Raw genomic sequence first — 18,832 nt, 5'->3', positions numbered from 1 at the left:
ATCGCGGATTACATTTTGAAGGAAGGCAATAATATCCGGAATATGAATATCTCTGTTCTGGCAGCTACTGTGGGAGTATCTGACGGCACAATCACACGTTTCTGTAAAAAAAGTTGGAGGAAAATCTTTTGCAGAGCTGAAAATCCAGCTTGGAAGCGCAGGGGCAGGAAACAAGATTGCCCATTCGGATGATCTTGTGACTCAGGTTTATGATTTTTACAAGACCGTGATCGAACATTCCAATCAGATGATAGATAAGAAGGCATTGGAGTATCTGGCAGACCAGATCGCCACGGCAGGCAATATCTATATTTTCGGAGTGGGATCCTCGGGGCTGACTGCCTGTGAGACCATGCTCCGTTTATCCCGTATGGGATTTCATGTGCAAAGTGTGACCGATTCTCATTTAATGGTGATTTACAGCTCGATTTTGGGCCCCGGAGATCTGGTAATCGCTATTTCCATATCCGGTGAAACTGCGGAGGTTGTCAATGCTGTCAGGGCGGCGAAACAAAATGGAGCAAAGCTTATCTGCCTGACCAGCTTTACTGACAGCACGATCGCACAGTGCGCTGATTTTTGTTTTCCCGTAGTAAATCCATTGTTCGTTGATCAGGAAAGATTTGTAAACAGTCAGTTGGCGACTCTTTATACGATCGATCTTCTTTGCCTGATTCTTCTAAAGGATGAAGTCCGGAAGAAAAAGATGAATATTACGGTGGAAACCATTGTAAAACAGTCTCATTTAAAATAGAATGCATTAAAATAAGAAGTGCCAGGAGCAGCTTTGAATTTCCATTTCAAAGCCGCTCCTGGTTTTTTTAATGAAAGGATTCTTATAGTACTTCTGTTTTCTGCATATTGTGGCATGAAAAGGAGATAATAATTTAAAATTAAGATTGGAGAATTATGGTTTCACAAGTGATGCCATTATAAAATTATGGAGAAAACAATAGCATTTCATGATCTTGTTATCATCTTGTGCGGTATAGCAATGGGAACGATTGCGCGTTTCGTTACCCTTCGCATTGATACCCGTCAAAACCCCAGTTATCCTACCGGTGTTTTTATTAACATAGTAATAGGAATGCTGGCTTCTGCTTTGGGCTCTGTTGCGATACCGGCTCTGTTGGACAAAGAATTCACGGCAGTTACTTTTATTGCCTTAGCCATCCAGCATTTCCGGGAAGTGAGAAAAACAGAAAAAGACAGTCTTGAGGATCTGGAAAAAACAGAATATTCAAAACGAGGGGCCGCTTATATTGACGGCATTGCCAAAACCTATGAATCCAGAAATTATTTATCTATGCTTACCTCCCTGTTTGTTGTACTGATTTTAAGTATTTTATCTGTGGAAAATCTGGTTATAAACTTAATGGTTGCTGCAGTCAGCGGCATTTGTATGATTTATTTCCTGACAAGAATGACAAAAGGCAAATGCATCGGTGATATCTGCAATATAAAAGAAGGAAAAATAACCATAGACCATTCGGATCTGCTTGTGGATGGCATGTATGTTACCAATGTGCTGGGAACCGGGAGAATAAGAGAATTATTTTTAAAAGAGGGAATCGGTATTGTCATAGAGCCGAAAAACGATAAATTCAGAATCACGATTGAGAATTATGGACAGAGGCAGGCCATGCTTTTTGAAGCTACCAGGACCTTTGGCGTGAAGCGGTACAGTTTTACCAGAAAAAATTACAAAACAGGAAAGCTGCTATTGGCTTTTGTACCAATTATTCGTGATCCTGATGCTATAATAGATGTAATTAAGAAAACGCCCGTACTGGAAAACAGCAGGAAAATCAATACAATTATGGATATTAATATTGGAGGGGATATCAATGGGGCAGAGTAGTCCGGAGATATTAGTTTATATAACAGATAACAAAGAAAGAATCATATCAGGCGATCCTTTGACTCTTTATATACCAGATTCAGAGGAGCGTGAAATATGTCTGACTGATTTGGGGAAAGCACTTCGAGCCGATGTGGTACAGCTAAAAAAATGGTGATCACGTATTAATCAGCAGATAGAATATTTTTAGGAGGTGGCCAATGGAAACCCAGCTGGGGAAAAATACAGTAAGAAAAGAGGCAAAAGATAAAGTAACAGGCGCGGCTAAATACACAAATGATTTCACGGATTCTCCTATGCTTTATGCAGATTATTAACAAGTGTCCATGCTCATGCCCAGATCGTATCCATAGATACCAGTAAAGCATCTGCAATGCCGGGAGTAAAAGCGGTCATCACGGCAAAAGACTATCAGGTGTTGTGCGGAACCATGCTTCAGGACAGGCCTCCTTTAGCCAGAGAAAAGGTCCGTTACTACGGTGAACCGGTTGCCATTGTTGTCGCAGATGATGAAATGCAGGCAAAGGCTGCAGCGGGAAAGATACTGGTAGAGTATAAGCCCCTGCCGGTTGTAAATTCTGTGAAAGAAGCTTTTAAAAGGAACCCTGTTATAATACATGAAGCTCTCATGTCATATACAAAAGCAACTGAAGAGGTCTACCCCGTAAAAGGAACCAATATCTGCCATCATCAGAAAATCAGAAAAGGCGATATGCAGAAAGGCTGGCTGGAAAGCGAAATTGTTGCAGAGGGCAGCTTTTCCCTGCCTCAGTCTGATCACGCTGCCATGGAAACGAGGGCAGTTCACTGCATGATCAAGCCGGATGACAGTGTAATGATCAAGACATCATCTCAATCTCCATATGAGGTCAAGGAGCTGCTCAGCAAGTATTTTAATATTCCGGAAGGAAAGATTGTAGTCCAGGTTCCCCTGGTCGGCGGTGCATTCGGAGGAAAATCGTGTGTGCAGCCAGAGATTCTGGCAGTGATCGCGGCAATGCATGTAAAAGGAAAATGGGTCAACCTGGCCAATACGAGAGAGGAAGATATGGTCACCTCTCCATGTCATTTGGGGCTGGAAGGAACCATAAGGCTGGGAGCGAAAAAGAGCGGACAGATCATGGCGGCTGAAATGACATTCCAGATAGATACGGGGGCATACTCTGATATTTCTCCCAAGATAACAAAAGCAATCGCAGTTGATTGCGCCGGGCCATATCGGATACCAAATCTCCAATGTGACTGCTACAGCGTATACACAAACCATCCTTATATAACCTCTTTCCGCGGTTTCGGACATGAGGGACGTACCTTTTGCCTGGAAAGAATGATGGATAAGCTGGCATACGAAATAGGGATGGATCCTTTCCAGTTAAGGCGTTTAAACCTGGTTCAGGCCGGCGATTTAACTCCAACCCTTGTCAAAGTCACCGCCAGCAACACAGGGAATGCGGCAGAATGCCTTGAGAGGTTAAAAACGATCATTAACTGGAAAGAAGGTGCCTGCATAGCAGGAGAGAATGGTTTGGTCAGGGCAAAAGGAATCAGCTGTCTGATCAAGACTTCGGATACCCCTACCGATGCAGGTGCAAGCGCGGTATTAACCTTTAATTCTGATGGGAGCGTGAACCTGGATTGCGGTGCGGCTGAGATAGGGCCGGGGATGAAAACAACGGCAGCGCAGATACTGGCTGAAAAAAATGAGAATCAGTGTCAATGACGTTTATGTAAAGCTTGATGTAAATACCCAGACAACCCCGTATTTATGGAAAACCGTTGCCAGCATGACAACTTACATGGTAGGACGGGCCGTATTGAATGCGGCTGATGATGCCATATCCCAGCTTCTGGATCTGGCGTCAATTGCCCTGCGCTGTCCTGCTGAAGAACTGGATTTTGAGAATAAGATGATTTTTGTAAAGCATGATCCAGAGCTTTATATCATGTTTAAGGATCTGGTAAAAGGCTACAAATTTCCCAATGGCAATTCCCTTAAAGGGCCGGTTATTGGACGGGGCAGCTACGTCATGAATCGTCTTACACCCCTCAATGAGGCGACGGGACGGGGGACGCCCGGACGGAGCTGGACGGTAGGTGCCCAGGCTGTTGAAATTGAATATGATACCAGACAGCATACCTACCGGCTGCTAAAAGCGGCTACTGTGATTGATGCCGGCAAGGTCATAAATCCCAAGACTGCAAGAGGGGTGGTCATGGGCGGCATGTGCATGGGGCTTGGACTTGGTACCAGTGAGGATTTTGTCTGCAATGAAGAGGGGATTGTAGAAGATACAAGCTTTCGCACCTATAAAATGATCCGTTATGGAGAAAATCCGGAATATCTGGTTGATTTTGTAGAGACACCACAGATCGATGCGCCCTATGGAGCCAGGGGCATTGCAGAGCACGGTATTATTGGAATATCTGCCGCTTTGGCTAATGCCATCTCTTTGGCGGCTAAAATCGATGTAAACCGGCTTCCCATTACGCCTGAATTCATATGGAGGGAAAGGTCTAAACTATGATTCCTTTTGATTTTGATTACTACAAACCGGAAAGCATGGAGGAAGCATTCGGCTGCTATCATGACTTGCTCTCAAATAACAAAAAGCCTGTTTATTATGGGGGCGGTACGGAAATTATCAGTATGGCCAGGGTAAATAGTATAAAATTTGATTCGGTCATTGATTTAAAAGGAATACCGGAATGCAGCCAGCTTGAGGTGAGCGGCGGGAAATTCAGGATTGGAGCAGCACAGACCCTTACAAGCATTGCGGAATGTAATGCATATCCCCTGTTGTCCAAAACCATAAAAAGAATTGCAGATCACACGATTCAGGGGAAAATTACCGTAGGCGGCAATCTGGCCGGCACCATCAAGTACCGGGAGGCAGCCTTACCGCTGATGATAAGTGATTGTTCCTTGCAGGTAATGACAAGGAGAGGATTGGCCGAATTACCATTTTCAAAGGTGTTCAATGGAAAACTGCAGCTAAAAGAAGGAGAATTTCTGGTATCCATATTGATTGAAGAAAGTGATTTGAATTTACCTTACAATCATGTAAAAAGAACCAGACAGGAGAAAATAGATTATCCATTGATTACCATGGCGGCATTAAAAAAAATAAGAAGGCCATAAAAGCGGCGATTACCGGATATGGCCATAATCCTGTCATTTTATCAGAAAAGATCATAAACCATAAATCATACAGCGTGGAACAGAAAATTAAAAAAAGTCATAAATTTAGTCCACAGTGATTGTAAAAGTGATTTATCAGGAAGCAGGGAGTATAGAGAATTCGTATTGGAAAATATGCTTCAGGAAATGTTTATTAATTTTGAAAAGATCGGATGATCCTTTCAGGAATTGAGGGATTGTATGCATTTATCAGGAAACAGTATAATTGTTCTTAATGTAAATGGTGAAGATAAATCCGTTATGGTTAAGCCATCCTACACGCTGCTTCATGTCCTTCGGGAAGAATTATCTTTAACAGGAGCCAAAAGCGGCTGTGAGAACGGAGATTGCGGTGCCTGCACGGTATTGGTTGATGACATGCCTGTCAAAGCCTGCCTGATGCTGGCGGCAGAGGCAGTCGGTCATAAGATAACCACAGTGGAGGGGTTAGAAAACGCTCCCATACAAGATGCATTTATAAGAAACTGGGGATTTCAATGCGGTTACTGTACCTCTGGATTTCTTATGGTCTGCCATGCTCTGGCCATGTACAAGCCCGATGCAGATGATCATATTATAGAAGAATGGCTGCAATCCAATCTTTGCAGGTGTACCGGTTATGAGGAAATCGAAAATGCCGTAAAATCAATCTTATCAGCGACTTATAATTGAGAAATACGGGGTTGTACCTGAGCTTTTTTTCAAACAGGTTTTTACGAAAAAGTTATTTATATTTGTGATTCACATCTTGTCTGTTTAGCCCATACAATAAGGTATAATTATGAGATGAGGTGTATGATATGGGATGTTCTAATTCTTGGTCTTGTGGCTGCAACCGCAATAATTGCTGTGACAATAAATCCTGTGATAATAGATGCTGTAACAAAAGTAACGTGGATCCTTGTGCAGAAGCAAAAAGAGAGGCATATTGTGCCGGTTTCAGAGATGGATGCAATGATCCATGCTGCAGAGGTACCAAAAGATAGGCAAGGCTGATAGTAGGATGAGCGGGTATCCGGTATTCCGGACCCGCTTTTTAATTGGCAGTTCAACTATAATTGCGAAATCCACTGTCTTATGATAATATAATTCCAAAGTTTACCAACAGGTTTCATAAATCTGTAAGAGAGGATGAATGTCAATGGGAAATAAAAAAGGTATTATAGCTGAGTTTAAAGAATTTGTTTTGCGCGGGAATGTGGTGGACCTTGCAGTTGGTGTTATTATCGGTGCTGCTTTCCAGGCAATTGTCAATTCCCTGGTAAAGGATATCATATCTCCTCTGATCGGAGTGATTACCGGAGGAGTAGACTTCACCAATAAATTCGTGCTTTTGTTTGCTGCTCCGCAAGGCGCAGATGTTTCCACGCTTCAGGCCGCACAGGCTCTGGGGCCGGTATTTGCATATGGTTCCTTTGTTACAGCTGTTATTAACTTTTTTAATCATGGCTTCTGTTATTTTCATGATGATAAAGGTAATTAATTCCCTGCGCGGAAAGAAGCAGCAGGCAGAGCCGGCTGCTCCTGCGGACAAGGAGTGTCCATATTGTTTTACCCGGATCAATATAAATGCCACCCGCTGCCCCAATTGTACAAGCCAGCTGGATATACAGCCGGAAACAGTCCAGGAAGATTAAAGAGATAGAAATCCGGTGCTGTAAGCTATAAGAGCATGGAAATGCGGTCTAATACATGGTTCACCTCCAATTGCCCAAATCCCCATATATTGTTGGGATAGCTGTAGGCAGGATTACGAAACGCTCCTCTTATAATTATGCGGTTGACCTGTTCGCCTGTAATATAAGTGAAGTTTCCCATGCCCTGAGACCATTCAAAAATAATGGCAGATGCACCCGCTGCAATGGCAGCAGAAGCGCCGGTGCCTGTTAAGGTTCCATATTGATTTTCAGGAAGCGCACAGGGAATCTGATAGCCAGGGGCCGCAATATCAGGTTTAATAAAGCCGCTTCTTGTGAAACCTCTTCCTGATTCATCCAGGATATTGGAGGTCAGCTGATTATAAGCAGCAACGGTCAAGGTACGTCTGGAATTCCCGGGAGAGGTTATGGTTGTATCCGGATTGGAATTTAAAAAAAAGGTTCCGGTTGATATCAAGTCTCCGCTGGGCAGCCAGGAATTAAAAGAAAAAGGTTCATTTTCCGTGCTTTGGACGCGGAAGTACCAGATCCCGGGAAGGGGGTTCTCAAACCGTAATAAAATCAGCTGGTCGCCGCTTTCCCGTTCAAAGACCATATTATTTACCCAGACAATGCTCTGGCTGCTCTGAAAAACAAACTTTTGGCATTGGCTGAAAGTAGGATTAATAAATGGGATTGTTTCCCGGTTTGGTGCGGAAATTTCAATAGAAAGCCTTCCGGGAATATGTGCCCAGAGTTCCATAAAGAACTGCTTGTCACTTCCTGAAATATTTAACTGGAAATCATTAAAGTAGGGTGCGGAAATAGTTTTGTTAAAATAGTGCCTGCCGTTGTTTGCCTCATTTCCTGCAGATATACAAACATTCAGATCAGGATGCTGAACAAGAGTCTCTAAGTAGGTGCTCAAAACACCCCGGCCATCATGACTGCCCTGACTGCTGCCCAAAGCAATACATATGATCATAGGACGTTTCAATCGCTGGCCTATGGAAACTAAGTAACGTACTCCAAGAACTATGTCTGATTCCTGGAAACATAGTTTGTCTTCCGAAACAGAAAATATCATTTTAAGATTCGGCTTAGCTTCTTTTAATTTTACGACAGCCAGCTCTGCATTTGGAACAACGCCGCTAAAGGAATTGTCAGTGCTGGGAGAGCCTGCAATGATGCTTGCAATGGCTGTGCCGTGGCCAACTGCATCGGTTGAAGGAACAACGGAAAGAGGATTTTCATTGTGCAGTGCGTCATTTATGGAAGCTTTTGTATATTCCGTACCAAAGGTAAAATCCTTAGGAGGTGTTCCATCCTGCTGTGTCTGATCCCATATGGAAAAGATCCGGGTTGTTTTATCATTATTCAGAAATGCCGGATGCTGGTAATCAATACCAGTGTCCACGATGCCGATAATCATTCCCTGTCCATAAAAGTTGTAATCCATTTGGGACGTGGCGACATCCATCCCCGGGGCTGCAGGGGTAATAGTAGAAGTAGGGGTATAAAGGGATGGAAAAACGTGGTAAGGATTTAGGCCGAGATCGCATGGCTGCATATTATTTTTGAATATATGCAGCAGGGAAAACCTGTCATTGAGCAATGTAATATCATCGCCCACACCATAGGAAGGAACTAATAAATTACTTATAATCAAGTCGTAATAATTATTATCCAGTATTTTTTCCATAATTAAATCTCCCTGATAAGATCGCTTAGAGCATATGATATATTTTATGCAGCATTGCTTCCGATATGAGTGTTGTCTGTAAGCAGGCGGCATTTGCTGCCGATGTTTGGGTTCTAGCCGATTATAATTCACAGAAACGTGTGCAGGCTCCCTTTTCTTATGCTCATAATAGGAGCCCGGTTGCATAAAATATATCATATGCGCCAGTAGTGTAGACAGGGAGGCCTTATTATGCAAAAAATATTGGATGATAATTATTATGATTTGATTATCAGTAATGTTATGATTCCCACATATGATACCGGAGATAATATAACTCCCATGCATTTAAGGAATTCTTTGGCTCATATCCCTGTTGATTCAGCGAATCCCTGTGACTTGGGAAAGTATCCTTATAATGCATTTCCTTCCCTATTTACCCTCAGCTCCACTGTCAGCCTTGAAAGATCCGGTATCGGAACGGTGCAGAGAAACCCTTATTTAGCTTTATTTGGGCGGGGAGTGATTGTTGCAGTCATAGATACCGGGATTGATTACCAGCATCAGGCATTTTTATATAATGACGGAACGACCCGTATTCTTTCCATATGGGATCAGACCATACAAGAGGGCGCGCCGCCGGAGGGATATACGTATGGCACCGAATATACCAGGGAGCATATCAATGTTGCACTTAAGTCGGAAAATCCCTTATCCATAGTTCCTTCTGTGGATACCAATGGTCACGGAACTGCAATCGCAAGTGTGGCGGCGGGCAAACCCAGCCTGGAGCAGTCATTCAGCGGTGTTGTCCCGGAATCCGATCTGCTGGTTGTAAAGCTGAAGCCGGCAAAGAACAATCTGAAAAAATATTTTTACTCCTGAAAACGCAATATGCTATCAGGAGTCGGATGTGATCATTGGGATCAGTTATGTGACTACCGTTGCTCGAAGGCTGAACCGGCCCATTGCCATATGCATTGCAATGGGAACAAACCAGTCAAGCCATGACGGACGGGGAGCAACCAGTTTTTTTACCAATTACCTGGTACAGCAGCCCCATAATGGAATAACCATAAGTGCAGGCAATGAAGCCAACAAACGCAGGCATTACTTTAACAGCACTACTGCGGAACCCTTCGTGAATAATTTTGAATTAAGGGTTGGAGAAAATGACAAACTGTTTTCCGTTGAGATATGGCCGTTTGCCCCGGCAAGGCTGGCCATAGAGATAATCGCTCCAAACAGAGAAACAACAGGGCAGGTTTTTCCGGCTCTGGGGGAATGCAGAAGATTTGCCTTCGTATTTAACCCGAGCGTTGTGTGGATCAATAATTATATTTTTGAAGAGGAGAGCGGAGATCAGCTGGTATTGATACGTTTTCAGGACCCCCTTCCCGGAATCTGGAACATTCGGGTTCAAAACCTTGATAATGGACCATTTTCCTTTCATACCTGGCTGCCGTCAGGAGACCAGATCTCGGAAGAGACCTTTTTTTATAAATGCCAATCCGGACACTACCGTAACTTCTCCTGGAAATTCAACGAATCCTCTGACGGTTACCGCTTATAACCAGTATAATGACACTGTACTGCCTGAATCAGGAAGAGGATATACAAGAACCGGATTCGTTAAACCGGAGATAGCAGCACCGGGTTATGAGATTACCTGTGCGGTTCCGGGAAACCAGTATGGAAGCATAACAGGAAGCGGATCTGCGGCAGCCCAGGCGGCGGGTGTTGTTGCCATGGTTTTTGAGTGGGCCGTTTCAAGGGGAAATTATACCAATATAACCGGAAACGATGTGAACCGTCTGCTTATACGCGGAGCGCGGCGCACTATCGCGAATACTTATCCCAATAATATCTGGGGATATGGACAGATCGATATTAACTCGCTGTTTGAAAGGCTTACGAATATTTAACCGAATCAAGCAGGGGTATGGATTGGGAATATCCGCCTGAAAAAGACAGCAGATCAATGGATATTTCTTTTTCTATTAAAAACGGGGCGTATTGCAGTCCGTTTTAATTTTATGATTGAGGATATTGAAAACATTCGATATAATGAAAGAGCCGGCTTTTAGCCCTGCCCTGATCTGATGCTGGTTTGGCCTGCTGGTTTATTTCAGCTTTCAGGAAAGGCAATGAAAAATGACAGGATACAGGAAAGAGGAGAAGGAATGGAAGAAACGAAAAAGAGCGGATTGGAAGAGCTTGAAAAAGCGGCTGAAATCAGCGGATTCAAATGGTATATTTTTGATATCATTTACGAGGGGCTGGAACAGGACGGAATTGAAAAAAAATAAATTCAGCCTGGATAAGGAGGAAGCAGATGCAGTCTGTTTCATAATAAGGGATGGAAGCTTTACAGTTTGCGGCAGAGCCGGAGAAAATATCAGGCAGCACCATAGTATTTATCACGGAATCTGTGATTTTTTTAGCAGAATCTATGAGAGCGAGGAAAATACAGAGAAAGCAGTGACCCGTTTTCTTATAAGAACTCTTGATTTACCGGCCCTGATGAAGAAACCAAGCCGTTCCATGCTGAGAGACCAGATCTGCAAATATCAAAAAGAGACCGAGGCCCTGGAGGAGAAAATAAAAAAAGGAGCCGGGAAAAAAAGAAGAAACAATGCTTTCTCTTAACAGGATTTATTTAAAAGAATTAAAAGAGAAAATGGAAAAACATTATGGGGAGACAGTATAAGAAAAAAATCTTTGTTTTATGTGTATAAAACCTCTGGATAAGGTCATAATAGGATTATACCAAAGATGAGTGAATACTTATCCTCCCCTTTTTAGTGAGAGAAGTCCCATAAACTTATGTTTATCTGGCTTCTCTCATTTTTGTCATCATCTTTTGCTACAAAGCTGTTGCCAATAGGAGAGTATTACTGTGGCAAGAGAAGTTCGAAAATCGCCAATAAAGAAATTACAAGAAGAGCTAAAAAAAAGAAACAAGAAGCAATAGAGCCGTATAAGTCGGCTATAAGTACCTATTAAATTGAAAACTCAGCACTAATAAAATATTCTTTAGGCGTTTCCTGTTGTGGTTCGATTCTAATCCCTTTTATTATTCGATATTGGCCGGCAGATAATTTACCATATAATATCTCAAAATCAGTAGACCACGGGAAACTGCTTCCTTTTTTTAATCCATACCCCATAGAAGTAAACATAATATTGTCCTTAACCGGTAAAGGATACCATTTTTGACCATCTTTTACTTCAAGGATATAATCTTCACCAAATATGGCTGGATCATCAGCAGAATAATTAATACACACTGTAATCTTTGTATCAACTACACTTTCTACCGTCATGGTTACACCACTAAAATCATTTAAAACTAATGTGCTTTCAGACCTTTGGGGGATTATATCATTATTATCTTTGTAATTGATATTGCCGCTATAAATTAGTATTAAAAAAAATGAAACAATGGAAGCAAAGATAAATACTTTTTTTCTTCATTTTCTTATCTATTCCTTTTACTCTGTGATGATTTTGCAATTTATTTTATACTTTTATTCTCAAATAACCATTGGGATGATATCCTTCTAGTTGAATTCTTTTTGTTAAGATGCACCTTCTTTTTCATTACCGTACCATAATTATGTAAAAATGTAAATTAAATATACAAACATGGCACACCACTCTGCGCCTGGAAACTGTATCCGGTATGTATTTTATAATTCCTGGCAATGCAGGTATAGTTATTGCTGCCGGCATTGGCCGTGAAATCGTCAAGATTGGCATTAATTTTCTTTTGAAGATATCTTGTCCACGTCTTTGATTTATCTATCATGTCCTTAACTGCTGTCAAATTGCGTTCCTCCATTAAAGGAAAAAGCCCAAGATCAACCAGGTCCAAAAGTTGTGAAACCGGTGCGGGAATTCCTATTTCGAATTATTCAGTTTTTCCAGTCTGCTTGATAAGTTGGTTCACGTATGTACTCAGATCTGCAACTAATACGCCCTGAGTAATGGTCATAAATACCGCCATGGCTACCTTTTGCCTTGCCTGGCAGCAACTCGTTGTCAGGACGGATTACCGTACAAAACAATGCCTGCCGCCCCATTAACCAGCGGACTGCACGTATCTTTGATCGCCTGGCTCTGCTTAATTCCATGCCTTAAAAAGTATAATACCACTGCAACCAAAATAAGTTCCGGTTTTACACAGTTCATAATCTGTTCCATAAAATTATCCTCTCTTTCCTATTTGGCATACTGTGCAATCATTAAAATTAAACCAGCAGCAAATACCCCGGCAATAACTCCAATGATCGTGTTAATATTCGAATCACAGAAAGATATGCCTGTTTAGAAAAGAAAAACATTGAGGCTGGAAAAGAGAGAATGTCATTTATATATGATAAGTGATGTGATAAAATGGAGGAAAGAATTATGGCAGATTATAGTGGATATTCTTCTGGTGTAGTGTTTGGAAAAATATATCAACGGTTGTTTTTTTCTTGATTCCGTACTGAAATGTCGAAGATGAATTGGCAGCATTTAATGATGAATTTTGGAATAGGATAAGTATTGGGAGGGCATTAAAAAAAATAAGAGAACTGCTAAACAGATAGCGTTGGCGATTGCAGAGTTTAAGGATTTATTATAAAAAGGGAGGGTGATTAAAGTGGAAAGGCAAGTAAAGTATCCGGTTGAAACTAAAATATTGTGGTGTGAAGAGGCGTGTTAAGTTTTAGATAATTATAATGATTATTCTGGAAGAGTTTTGCAAGAAAATGATATAATCAATAAATTTTACTTTAACCATGTCGGAGAAATTGCAGTAGTTGTTGATGAATGATTGATTTTATTAAATTACAATCAAATTCAATATTTAGGAGGTTTAAATGAAGTCAGACAAGAACTGGGACTTGAAAAATAGCTTTCCTTTGATGTTATGTACAATAATTGCAGTAGCCGGATTTATTATTGGTACATTGATTTTTGCAAACGTTATTGCTGAACGCCCTATGCTGGGCAATTTTAGCGGTAGTATATCGGATAGCTATACTTATCCTGACCTTATGGAAATCGATGATTTGAAGCAATATTTAGGTATATATCCGACTTATGATGAAAGCCATAGCGAAGGTTATGGCGATAACTATGACAAAATGGATAATGAACTTCGGTCTGATTTGCAAAATAGTATTTTGAACGGAGATTGGCCAGGATTCCCTTATGTTCAGCTTAACGACCGATTATATTTTAGTAAGCAAGCAGTTGATGATTGGTTTGTCGAACAGAGCAAACAACAACTTCGCGTAAAATAAGCTTATATGTGGTAATTATGGACTGCTGATGATCAGTAATTTAGTTAATAATCATTTTTAAAATTGTCATGAAAACTCAAATATTGCTTGTGAGAAATTGAAAAGGCAGCAGGATATCTAAAAGGATATGAAAATAATAAGTAAGATGAAAGGCTGGTTATAAGATAAAATGGAAATTAGAAGAGCAGTTAAAGAAGATGTGATGGCAATTATGAAAATTTATGAATATGCCCGTAAGTTCATGATAGATAATGGAAATCCGACTCAGTGGAGTCCGACCTATCCAAATGTAGATGTATTGGAAAGAGATATTATAAACGGGAATTGTTACGTTTGTACTGAAAAAGAGATTATTGTCGGTACTTTCGCATTTTTCATTGGGGAAGAACCTACTTACCATACGATTGAACAAGGAAACTGGCATTGTGATATGCCATATGGCGCCATTCACAGACTTGCCGGTAGTGGACAGGTAAAAGGGGTATCAAAGGCTTGCCTTGAATTTTGTAAAAGCAAAATGGACTATCTTAGAATAGATACTCATGCAGACAACAAGCCTATGCAGGCAGCTATTTTAAAAAAATGGTTTTAAAAAAATGTGGGATTATTTATGTAGCGAATGGTGATCCAAGGATTGCTTTTGATTATTTATTATCATAATATTAGAAAAGCGGTGAGAGATATGGCTTAAACAACGATTCATCAAATACATATATGACATTTAGGGGTGCATGACCTTCCGGCCTAACTGGCCGGATCAGGGCCGGAGGGAGAAACCATAGGGAACCTCCAAATTTTTTAACATAAGTGTATAACAGGTTATTTGAAAATGATAGTAGGCCGGGTATTAAGATTGATTTACAAAATTAGAATTAATCAGTTTGGTCAAATGGCTTTTTAGAGTATGTAACTTTCCCGTTTTTGTCTATTTTGAAATAAGTCTGATCAATTAATTTTTTTGTTGGCTTGAGGAAGCTTAATCTCTTCAGCACTAACTTGGCGGGCGGGTTCATCTATTACATGGTCATAGCGATAGGCTGAGAAAATCAGACCAAGAAGCAACATATTACAGATGATACTTAACCGTCCCTCTGAAATCAAAGGAAGATTGGGAAAGGCTGCATATTGATGACCGAAATTTCCCAACAGGTAAAATACTCCCTGCCATAGCAAGCATTGACCACAGCAAAAAGCAAGAGATGAAGCCAGATTCCCATGTATCCGTGTAATACATAAAAAAAAGGATCCAATAAAACAGGCCGAGGGCTCCTATCAGCGCCAGTCCCGGAAGCCATCCAAACAGGAAGATACATACAGCAATCAAGTAATTATTATGATAGTGCTGAGGAAGAATATCCCAGAGGGTCACATCATCTGCCTGGTAATGGATATATCTCGGATTGCCTCCTTGATTTTCTATCGCCTCCACTTTATCCTGAAATTCCTGATGTTGCTTGTCGGTATGAATATCTGTGGCGTCTATGCCAATTTGCCGTGGATCACGGGAAGCAAAATACCATGCACCGGTACCGTAATCCATCATTTCTTCCGGGGAGAGTTCAAGACCGTGAGTAAGAGGCGTTCTTGAAAGCAGTTCCTGAATCAATATCCCATTGTATGTATCATTCCAGGTGGTGTAAACCGCGGATTGTGGAGATAGAAAAGCATCTATTTTTTCACGGCCGGAAGTTGTTAAAAAAAAGCGGACTTCCGAGAAGGGCAAGTAATGCCAGTGTGCCGGAATAAAGATATTTTTTCTTGCCGGAAAGAATCCCGCGGTGAATCATAAAAAACACGGTTCCAAGTGTACTCAGAAGAAAAATGGCTGCTGCAGTATCACTGATATGATACGGGCCGGATGTATACATGATAAACATCCATACTCCGGCACACCTAAGAGCGGCTGCCAGGAATTTCTTTCTATTATGGCGGGAACAATACAGCAGCACTGTAATCACTGGAACTAAAAGTAATGTAGCAAAATAGGCAGTGCCGACATTCCCCAACCGTCTCCTGCAAAAGTGCGACAAGACAAATATCACTATTTGAGCCATATACAGCAGGTATATAAATAATGCCAGTATCTTTCTGTGCCGGATTAAGAAGGGATACCCCTTTAATACTGTAAATATAAGAAGAATCCCTCCTGGAATATAGTAAAGAAAGCCATTTGACATCTGCTCAGGTGCCCATCGCAAGAAGCAGGAGAAAACAAAGCCTGCCAGAAGCAGCAAAGCGGTGATGAAGGTAAGTCTAGGGGATTTTTGAATCTTGTGGGCTTCATTCAGCTCAGTGCCAATGGTAATTGCATCCCCCATGCCGCAAAGAGCCTGGTGCTCTGCATCGGCAGGGGAGAACCCTTGTGACTCGTATTCCTCAATACGGTCTTGAATATGGGATTCCAGTTCCTGGCGGATAGAAGGGCGTAACGGTTGATAGGAAATCTGTTCAGTTACCTCTTCCAGAAAATGGGAAACTGCAGAATCAGATGTGTTTTTATTCAAATAGAGCACCTCCCATCACCTGGTTGACGGCAGCCTGGTAAACTTTCCATTCTTTTGATTTTTCTTCTAATATCTTCTGGCCATGAGAGGTAATTGCGTAGTACTTGCGGATGCGTCCGTTGTCTGCAGTCTCATGATAACTGGTGACAGCTCCCTGCTGTTCCAGGGTGTGCAAAATTGGGTAGAGTGTGCCTTCCTGAAGCTGAAATACATTCTGGCTTTGCTGTTCCAGTATACGTATTATCTGGTATCCGTACATGTTTTGCTCTTTCAGAAGCTTCAGCACCAGCATAGAAGTTCCGAGGGCCATATAGCGTTTGTCCATATAATTGCCTCCTTTTTTTCAGTGCCTTTATTTTTTATACCAGGATAGTCTAGGTATATTGGATATTATACATAGATAGTCTAGGTGTGTCAAGCCAATAGAGCCACATTAAGATTTAACTAGGAATCCGGTACGGAACGCAGTTACGCACTACCTATATTCCCTAATAGGTCCATTGATTTACAAAGGGGATCCGCCTGTCAGTTACAGCCGATATTTTGCGCAGTATTCCACGCTTTTGGCATCAAATTTTATCATGTTGTATCCTCCACATAATCAATTTGCTTTCAAATTACAGTTATTATTACGGCTCATAAACCTCTGTCAGTTCTGTTATATTATTGCCGCTTTCATCAGTATGGACAATTAACTTAGCAATTGTCGGTTCTGGGAAGTAACTGCCACCTTGATTCAAGTAGCTGATAAGCTTTTTGCCGTTTGTGCCGGTGCCGCTTTCATAATCAATGTAACTCACCAAAACGTCAGCAGGGAGCAATAATTTCGTGTTTCTGACCACTTCATATTTTGTTGCGCCGCTATTTTCAATCATTTTACCTGTAGGAGCAAGAACTTCGATATGCAAAGAGCAACTATCTCCTATTTCAAAATCAACAATTCTGATAACGCTCCCGTCAACAATATTCGGTTCCGTTACTATGTCCGGTTTAGTACCTAAGTCTGTAAAATTTGAGGCGCTTTCAGAAGCAGAAGGTGTTTGTGTGGTTTCATTAACCGTCAAATTGAGTTGTTCGTTATCATCAACCGATGCGAACATCTTTTCAATTGAACGGTTCCAGTTGTTCTGAAAATCCTCCCAACCAAGCCCTATGTCTTTCAGATATTCGGTAATATTTTCCCGACTGTATGTTGCTCGGGAAGTGTATTCCGCCTTGTCGAGTTCCCCGACACTCGGCGTTTCACGAAAAGCAATATTCACTTCCTCAAGGTTATCGATTAGCACGAATAATAGTGCGGCGTTCTTTGGCGTAACCGTTATATTCTTTATATCGGTCGTTTCCGCATCGTTAGGTTCATAGTAAATAGTGAGTGTATGCGGCGCCCGGCCAGTTCCGTAATCGTCACCAATTGAAAAAAATTGTTGTGTATACTTGCTGTCAAGCCTTGGCAGGGCATACACAATTTTTCCGACCGCGCTGTTATCGCCAACATAAGGCGTCCGCATTGCGAAAAGCGCCTTTAAGTCATCCAAGTTTACATTCATATCAGGGCTTGTCAAAACAATCGCGTAAACGGTATTTATCTGCGCCGGATAGGACTCCGCGATTTCACCGTTATAATAGACAATAACTTTATCATTGACATTAAAATGGTTCATGCTATCTTTTAATTCCACATTGAGAGAAACATTCATCAAGTCGCTGCTCCTGCGCACATCCTCGCCCTCATCGACGATCACAAGGATGGCATTATCAAACACTTCGGTTACCGTTCCGGCAAAGTGTGGCTTTTTAGCGATATTGTTCATAGACATTGGTCTTATCGTATCTAAAATGCTTCCATTCGTAGTGCGATTCACCGCGAACCCAGCGGTCAACACCGTCACAAGCACAATGGCAAACGTAATAATCATCCTCGACGGTTTTTTGAAATTCAGCACGTTCATTATCCTCCCTTTCATACCGCCCTCCCCGAACGCAAGAGGATTTCCGTTCAAGATTTTACGCCCCGCCGCCACACGGACGAGTGACAACGAATAAGCGTTTTTAATCTCCCCGCCAAGTTTGCGTATCACGCATTCATCGCAGGACATTTCCATGTCCGCACCCATCAGAACAAACGCTGCCCATACCAGCGGATTAAACCAATGCAGGCAGAGCACAAGGTACGCGAACATCTTAACAGCGTGATCGTGACGTCTGATGTGGGTCCGCTCATGTAGGACGATATAGCGATATTCCTCGTCGGTCAGTCCTTCCGGAATGTAAATCTTCGGTTTGAAAAGCCCGATTACAAACGGTGTTTTGAGGTTGTCGGCTTCATATAGATTGCCTTCGATAAGCGTTGCGCCGCGAAGTCTGTGTTTTAACACAACGATTGATACAAAACTGTAACTAAGCATAACTGCAATGCCGAAAAGCCAAATGCAAGTACCGATAAAAATCCATATCTGCAATGGATTTATGCTTGTGACGGGAGTGGCGGCGGGCAATGCGGCGCTTACGGCATTGTCGATGACTGTTATTCCGCTGTCAATGCGCGGAACGGCTTGCATTGCGATGCCCTGCGGGATAGGTGTGGAGTTGAATGGGAGCAAACTAAACACGCCCTCCAACGTAAATGGGAACACGAGGCGAAACCCCGCCACCGCCCACAGCGCATAAGAGAAAATCT

The 18,832-nt window shown here is 41.9% G+C and carries 23 protein-coding genes and 1 pseudogene; 16 read left to right on the top strand and 8 right to left on the bottom strand.

The window, feature by feature from the left end:
• Window positions 1–196: 196 nt before the first annotated feature.
• From JCM10519_RS02510 to JCM10519_RS25685, 9 genes and pseudogenes are all read left to right on the top strand, one after another.
• Window positions 197–754, top strand: coding sequence for an SIS domain-containing protein (locus tag JCM10519_RS02510; RefSeq protein ID WP_054737826.1), 558 nt, complete (start codon window positions 197–199; stop codon window positions 752–754).
• A 186-nt stretch (window positions 755–940) separates the two neighbouring features.
• Complete coding sequence (locus JCM10519_RS02505; RefSeq protein WP_347842893.1) at window positions 941–1,861, top strand: YIEGIA family protein; 921 nt, start codon at window positions 941–943, stop codon at window positions 1,859–1,861.
• Window positions 1,848–2,018, top strand: a complete 171-nt coding sequence (locus JCM10519_RS25690) for a hypothetical protein (protein WP_347842892.1) — start codon at window positions 1,848–1,850, stop codon at window positions 2,016–2,018. The genes JCM10519_RS02505 and JCM10519_RS25690 overlap by 14 nt, the downstream gene beginning before the upstream one ends.
• A gap of 43 nt (window positions 2,019–2,061) precedes the next feature.
• Window positions 2,062–4,386: pseudogene (locus JCM10519_RS02500) on the top strand (xanthine dehydrogenase family protein molybdopterin-binding subunit).
• Window positions 4,383–5,000: an FAD binding domain-containing protein gene (locus tag JCM10519_RS02495; protein ID WP_347842891.1), complete on the top strand. Its 618-nt coding sequence runs from the start codon at window positions 4,383–4,385 to the stop codon at window positions 4,998–5,000. The pseudogene JCM10519_RS02500 and the gene JCM10519_RS02495 overlap by 4 nt, the downstream one beginning before the upstream one ends.
• Window positions 5,001–5,240: 240 nt before the next feature.
• Window positions 5,241–5,711 (top strand): 2Fe-2S iron-sulfur cluster-binding protein, encoded by a 471-nt coding sequence (locus JCM10519_RS02490; RefSeq protein WP_054737824.1) that lies wholly within the window; start codon window positions 5,241–5,243, stop codon window positions 5,709–5,711.
• Between the two features lie 123 nt (window positions 5,712–5,834).
• Window positions 5,835–6,035, top strand: a complete 201-nt coding sequence (locus JCM10519_RS02485) for a hypothetical protein (protein WP_054737823.1) — start codon at window positions 5,835–5,837, stop codon at window positions 6,033–6,035.
• Between the two features lie 145 nt (window positions 6,036–6,180).
• Window positions 6,181–6,522 carry a large conductance mechanosensitive channel protein MscL gene (gene mscL, locus JCM10519_RS02480; RefSeq protein WP_347842890.1) on the top strand — a complete coding sequence of 114 codons (342 nt, stop codon included), beginning with the start codon at window positions 6,181–6,183 and terminating at the stop codon, window positions 6,520–6,522.
• Window positions 6,446–6,676 (top strand): MscL family protein, encoded by a 231-nt coding sequence (locus JCM10519_RS25685; protein ID WP_347842889.1) that lies wholly within the window; start codon window positions 6,446–6,448, stop codon window positions 6,674–6,676. Before mscL ends, JCM10519_RS25685 begins: the two co-directional genes overlap by 77 nt.
• Window positions 6,677–6,701: 25 nt before the next feature.
• Here the strand turns inward: JCM10519_RS25685 and JCM10519_RS02475 are convergent, their stop codons facing one another.
• Window positions 6,702–8,378 (bottom strand): S8 family serine peptidase, encoded by a 1,677-nt coding sequence (locus tag JCM10519_RS02475; protein WP_054737822.1) that lies wholly within the window; start codon window positions 8,376–8,378, stop codon window positions 6,702–6,704.
• A 231-nt stretch (window positions 8,379–8,609) separates the two neighbouring features.
• On the opposite strand from JCM10519_RS02475, the gene JCM10519_RS25680 reads away from it, so the two are divergent.
• From JCM10519_RS25680 to JCM10519_RS02460, 5 genes are all read left to right on the top strand, one after another.
• The gene (locus tag JCM10519_RS25680) at window positions 8,610–9,242 is read left to right on the top strand and encodes a S8 family serine peptidase (RefSeq protein WP_347842888.1); all 633 of its coding nucleotides are present in this window, start codon (window positions 8,610–8,612) and stop codon (window positions 9,240–9,242) included.
• A 28-nt stretch (window positions 9,243–9,270) separates the two neighbouring features.
• Window positions 9,271–9,930: a hypothetical protein gene (locus JCM10519_RS25675; RefSeq protein ID WP_347842887.1), complete on the top strand. Its 660-nt coding sequence runs from the start codon at window positions 9,271–9,273 to the stop codon at window positions 9,928–9,930.
• Window positions 9,857–10,282: a S8 family serine peptidase gene (locus JCM10519_RS25670; RefSeq protein WP_347842940.1), complete on the top strand. Its 426-nt coding sequence runs from the start codon at window positions 9,857–9,859 to the stop codon at window positions 10,280–10,282. Before JCM10519_RS25675 ends, JCM10519_RS25670 begins: the two co-directional genes overlap by 74 nt.
• A gap of 222 nt (window positions 10,283–10,504) precedes the next feature.
• On the top strand, window positions 10,505–10,666 hold the full coding sequence (locus tag JCM10519_RS02465; RefSeq protein ID WP_347842886.1) for a hypothetical protein: 162 nt from the start codon (window positions 10,505–10,507) through the stop codon (window positions 10,664–10,666).
• Window positions 10,653–11,006 (top strand): hypothetical protein, encoded by a 354-nt coding sequence (locus JCM10519_RS02460; protein WP_054737820.1) that lies wholly within the window; start codon window positions 10,653–10,655, stop codon window positions 11,004–11,006. Before JCM10519_RS02465 ends, JCM10519_RS02460 begins: the two co-directional genes overlap by 14 nt.
• 353 nt (window positions 11,007–11,359) lie before the next feature.
• Here the strand turns inward: JCM10519_RS02460 and JCM10519_RS02455 are convergent, their stop codons facing one another.
• The 3 genes from JCM10519_RS02455 to JCM10519_RS25665 form a co-directional block, all read right to left on the bottom strand.
• On the bottom strand, window positions 11,360–11,683 hold the full coding sequence (locus JCM10519_RS02455; RefSeq protein WP_054737819.1) for an immunoglobulin-like domain-containing protein: 324 nt from the start codon (window positions 11,681–11,683) through the stop codon (window positions 11,360–11,362).
• Window positions 11,684–11,991: 308 nt separating this feature from the next.
• Window positions 11,992–12,186 carry a hypothetical protein gene (locus tag JCM10519_RS02450; protein WP_347842885.1) on the bottom strand — a complete coding sequence of 65 codons (195 nt, stop codon included), beginning with the start codon at window positions 12,184–12,186 and terminating at the stop codon, window positions 11,992–11,994.
• 215 nt (window positions 12,187–12,401) lie between these two features.
• On the bottom strand, window positions 12,402–12,563 hold the full coding sequence (locus JCM10519_RS25665) for a hypothetical protein (RefSeq protein ID WP_347842884.1): 162 nt from the start codon (window positions 12,561–12,563) through the stop codon (window positions 12,402–12,404).
• A gap of 662 nt (window positions 12,564–13,225) precedes the next feature.
• Here JCM10519_RS25665 and JCM10519_RS02440 point away from each other — a divergent pair.
• Complete coding sequence (locus JCM10519_RS02440) at window positions 13,226–13,651, top strand: hypothetical protein (RefSeq protein ID WP_054737817.1); 426 nt, start codon at window positions 13,226–13,228, stop codon at window positions 13,649–13,651.
• A 169-nt stretch (window positions 13,652–13,820) separates the two neighbouring features.
• Complete coding sequence (locus JCM10519_RS02435) at window positions 13,821–14,243, top strand: N-acetyltransferase (protein ID WP_347842883.1); 423 nt, start codon at window positions 13,821–13,823, stop codon at window positions 14,241–14,243.
• A 353-nt stretch (window positions 14,244–14,596) separates the two neighbouring features.
• Here JCM10519_RS02435 and JCM10519_RS25660 read toward each other — a convergent pair whose 3' ends face one another.
• From JCM10519_RS25660 to JCM10519_RS25650, 4 genes are all read right to left on the bottom strand, one after another.
• The gene (locus JCM10519_RS25660) at window positions 14,597–14,797 is read right to left on the bottom strand and encodes a hypothetical protein (protein WP_347842882.1); all 201 of its coding nucleotides are present in this window, start codon (window positions 14,795–14,797) and stop codon (window positions 14,597–14,599) included.
• A 530-nt stretch (window positions 14,798–15,327) separates the two neighbouring features.
• Complete coding sequence (locus tag JCM10519_RS25655) at window positions 15,328–16,155, bottom strand: permease prefix domain 1-containing protein (RefSeq protein WP_347842881.1); 828 nt, start codon at window positions 16,153–16,155, stop codon at window positions 15,328–15,330.
• The gene (locus JCM10519_RS02425; protein ID WP_054737816.1) at window positions 16,148–16,480 is read right to left on the bottom strand and encodes a helix-turn-helix transcriptional regulator; all 333 of its coding nucleotides are present in this window, start codon (window positions 16,478–16,480) and stop codon (window positions 16,148–16,150) included. Before JCM10519_RS02425 ends, JCM10519_RS25655 begins: the two co-directional genes overlap by 8 nt.
• Before the next feature lie 304 nt (window positions 16,481–16,784).
• Entirely contained in the window at window positions 16,785–18,788 is a 2,004-nt protein-coding gene (locus JCM10519_RS25650) for a M56 family metallopeptidase (protein ID WP_347842939.1), read from the bottom strand.
• Between the last annotated feature and the right edge of the window lie 44 nt (window positions 18,789–18,832).

It is taken from the genome of Clostridium sp. NkU-1 (genome assembly GCA_001312405.1).
The sequence above is the reverse complement of the archived record's forward strand: the minus strand, read 5'-3'. Positions and strand labels throughout refer to the sequence as shown.

Bases quoted from the DNA above. Each gene is read 5' to 3' on its own strand.
- JCM10519_RS25685 (WP_347842889.1), top strand. From the start codon at position 6,446: ATGGTTCCTTTGTTACAGCTGTTATTAACTTTTTTAATCATGGCTTCT.
- mscL (WP_347842890.1), top strand. From the start codon at position 6,181: ATGGGAAATAAAAAAGGTATTATAGCTGAGTTTAAAGAATTTGTTTTG.
- JCM10519_RS02475 (WP_054737822.1), bottom strand. From the start codon at position 8,378: ATGGAAAAAATACTGGATAATAATTATTACGACTTGATTATAAGTAAT.
- JCM10519_RS02485 (WP_054737823.1), top strand. From the start codon at position 5,835: ATGATATGGGATGTTCTAATTCTTGGTCTTGTGGCTGCAACCGCAATA.
- JCM10519_RS02490 (WP_054737824.1), top strand. From the start codon at position 5,241: ATGCATTTATCAGGAAACAGTATAATTGTTCTTAATGTAAATGGTGAA.
- JCM10519_RS02505 (WP_347842893.1), top strand. From the start codon at position 941: ATGGAGAAAACAATAGCATTTCATGATCTTGTTATCATCTTGTGCGGT.
- JCM10519_RS02465 (WP_347842886.1), top strand. From the start codon at position 10,505: ATGAAAAATGACAGGATACAGGAAAGAGGAGAAGGAATGGAAGAAACG.
- JCM10519_RS25680 (WP_347842888.1), top strand. From the start codon at position 8,610: ATGCAAAAAATATTGGATGATAATTATTATGATTTGATTATCAGTAAT.
- JCM10519_RS25690 (WP_347842892.1), top strand. From the start codon at position 1,848: ATGGGGCAGAGTAGTCCGGAGATATTAGTTTATATAACAGATAACAAA.
- JCM10519_RS25665 (WP_347842884.1), bottom strand. From the start codon at position 12,563: ATGGAACAGATTATGAACTGTGTAAAACCGGAACTTATTTTGGTTGCA.
- JCM10519_RS02425 (WP_054737816.1), bottom strand. From the start codon at position 16,480: ATGGACAAACGCTATATGGCCCTCGGAACTTCTATGCTGGTGCTGAAG.
- JCM10519_RS02455 (WP_054737819.1), bottom strand. From the start codon at position 11,683: ATGACGGTAGAAAGTGTAGTTGATACAAAGATTACAGTGTGTATTAAT.
- JCM10519_RS02435 (WP_347842883.1), top strand. From the start codon at position 13,821: ATGGAAATTAGAAGAGCAGTTAAAGAAGATGTGATGGCAATTATGAAA.
- JCM10519_RS02495 (WP_347842891.1), top strand. From the start codon at position 4,383: ATGATTCCTTTTGATTTTGATTACTACAAACCGGAAAGCATGGAGGAA.
- JCM10519_RS02440 (WP_054737817.1), top strand. From the start codon at position 13,226: ATGAAGTCAGACAAGAACTGGGACTTGAAAAATAGCTTTCCTTTGATG.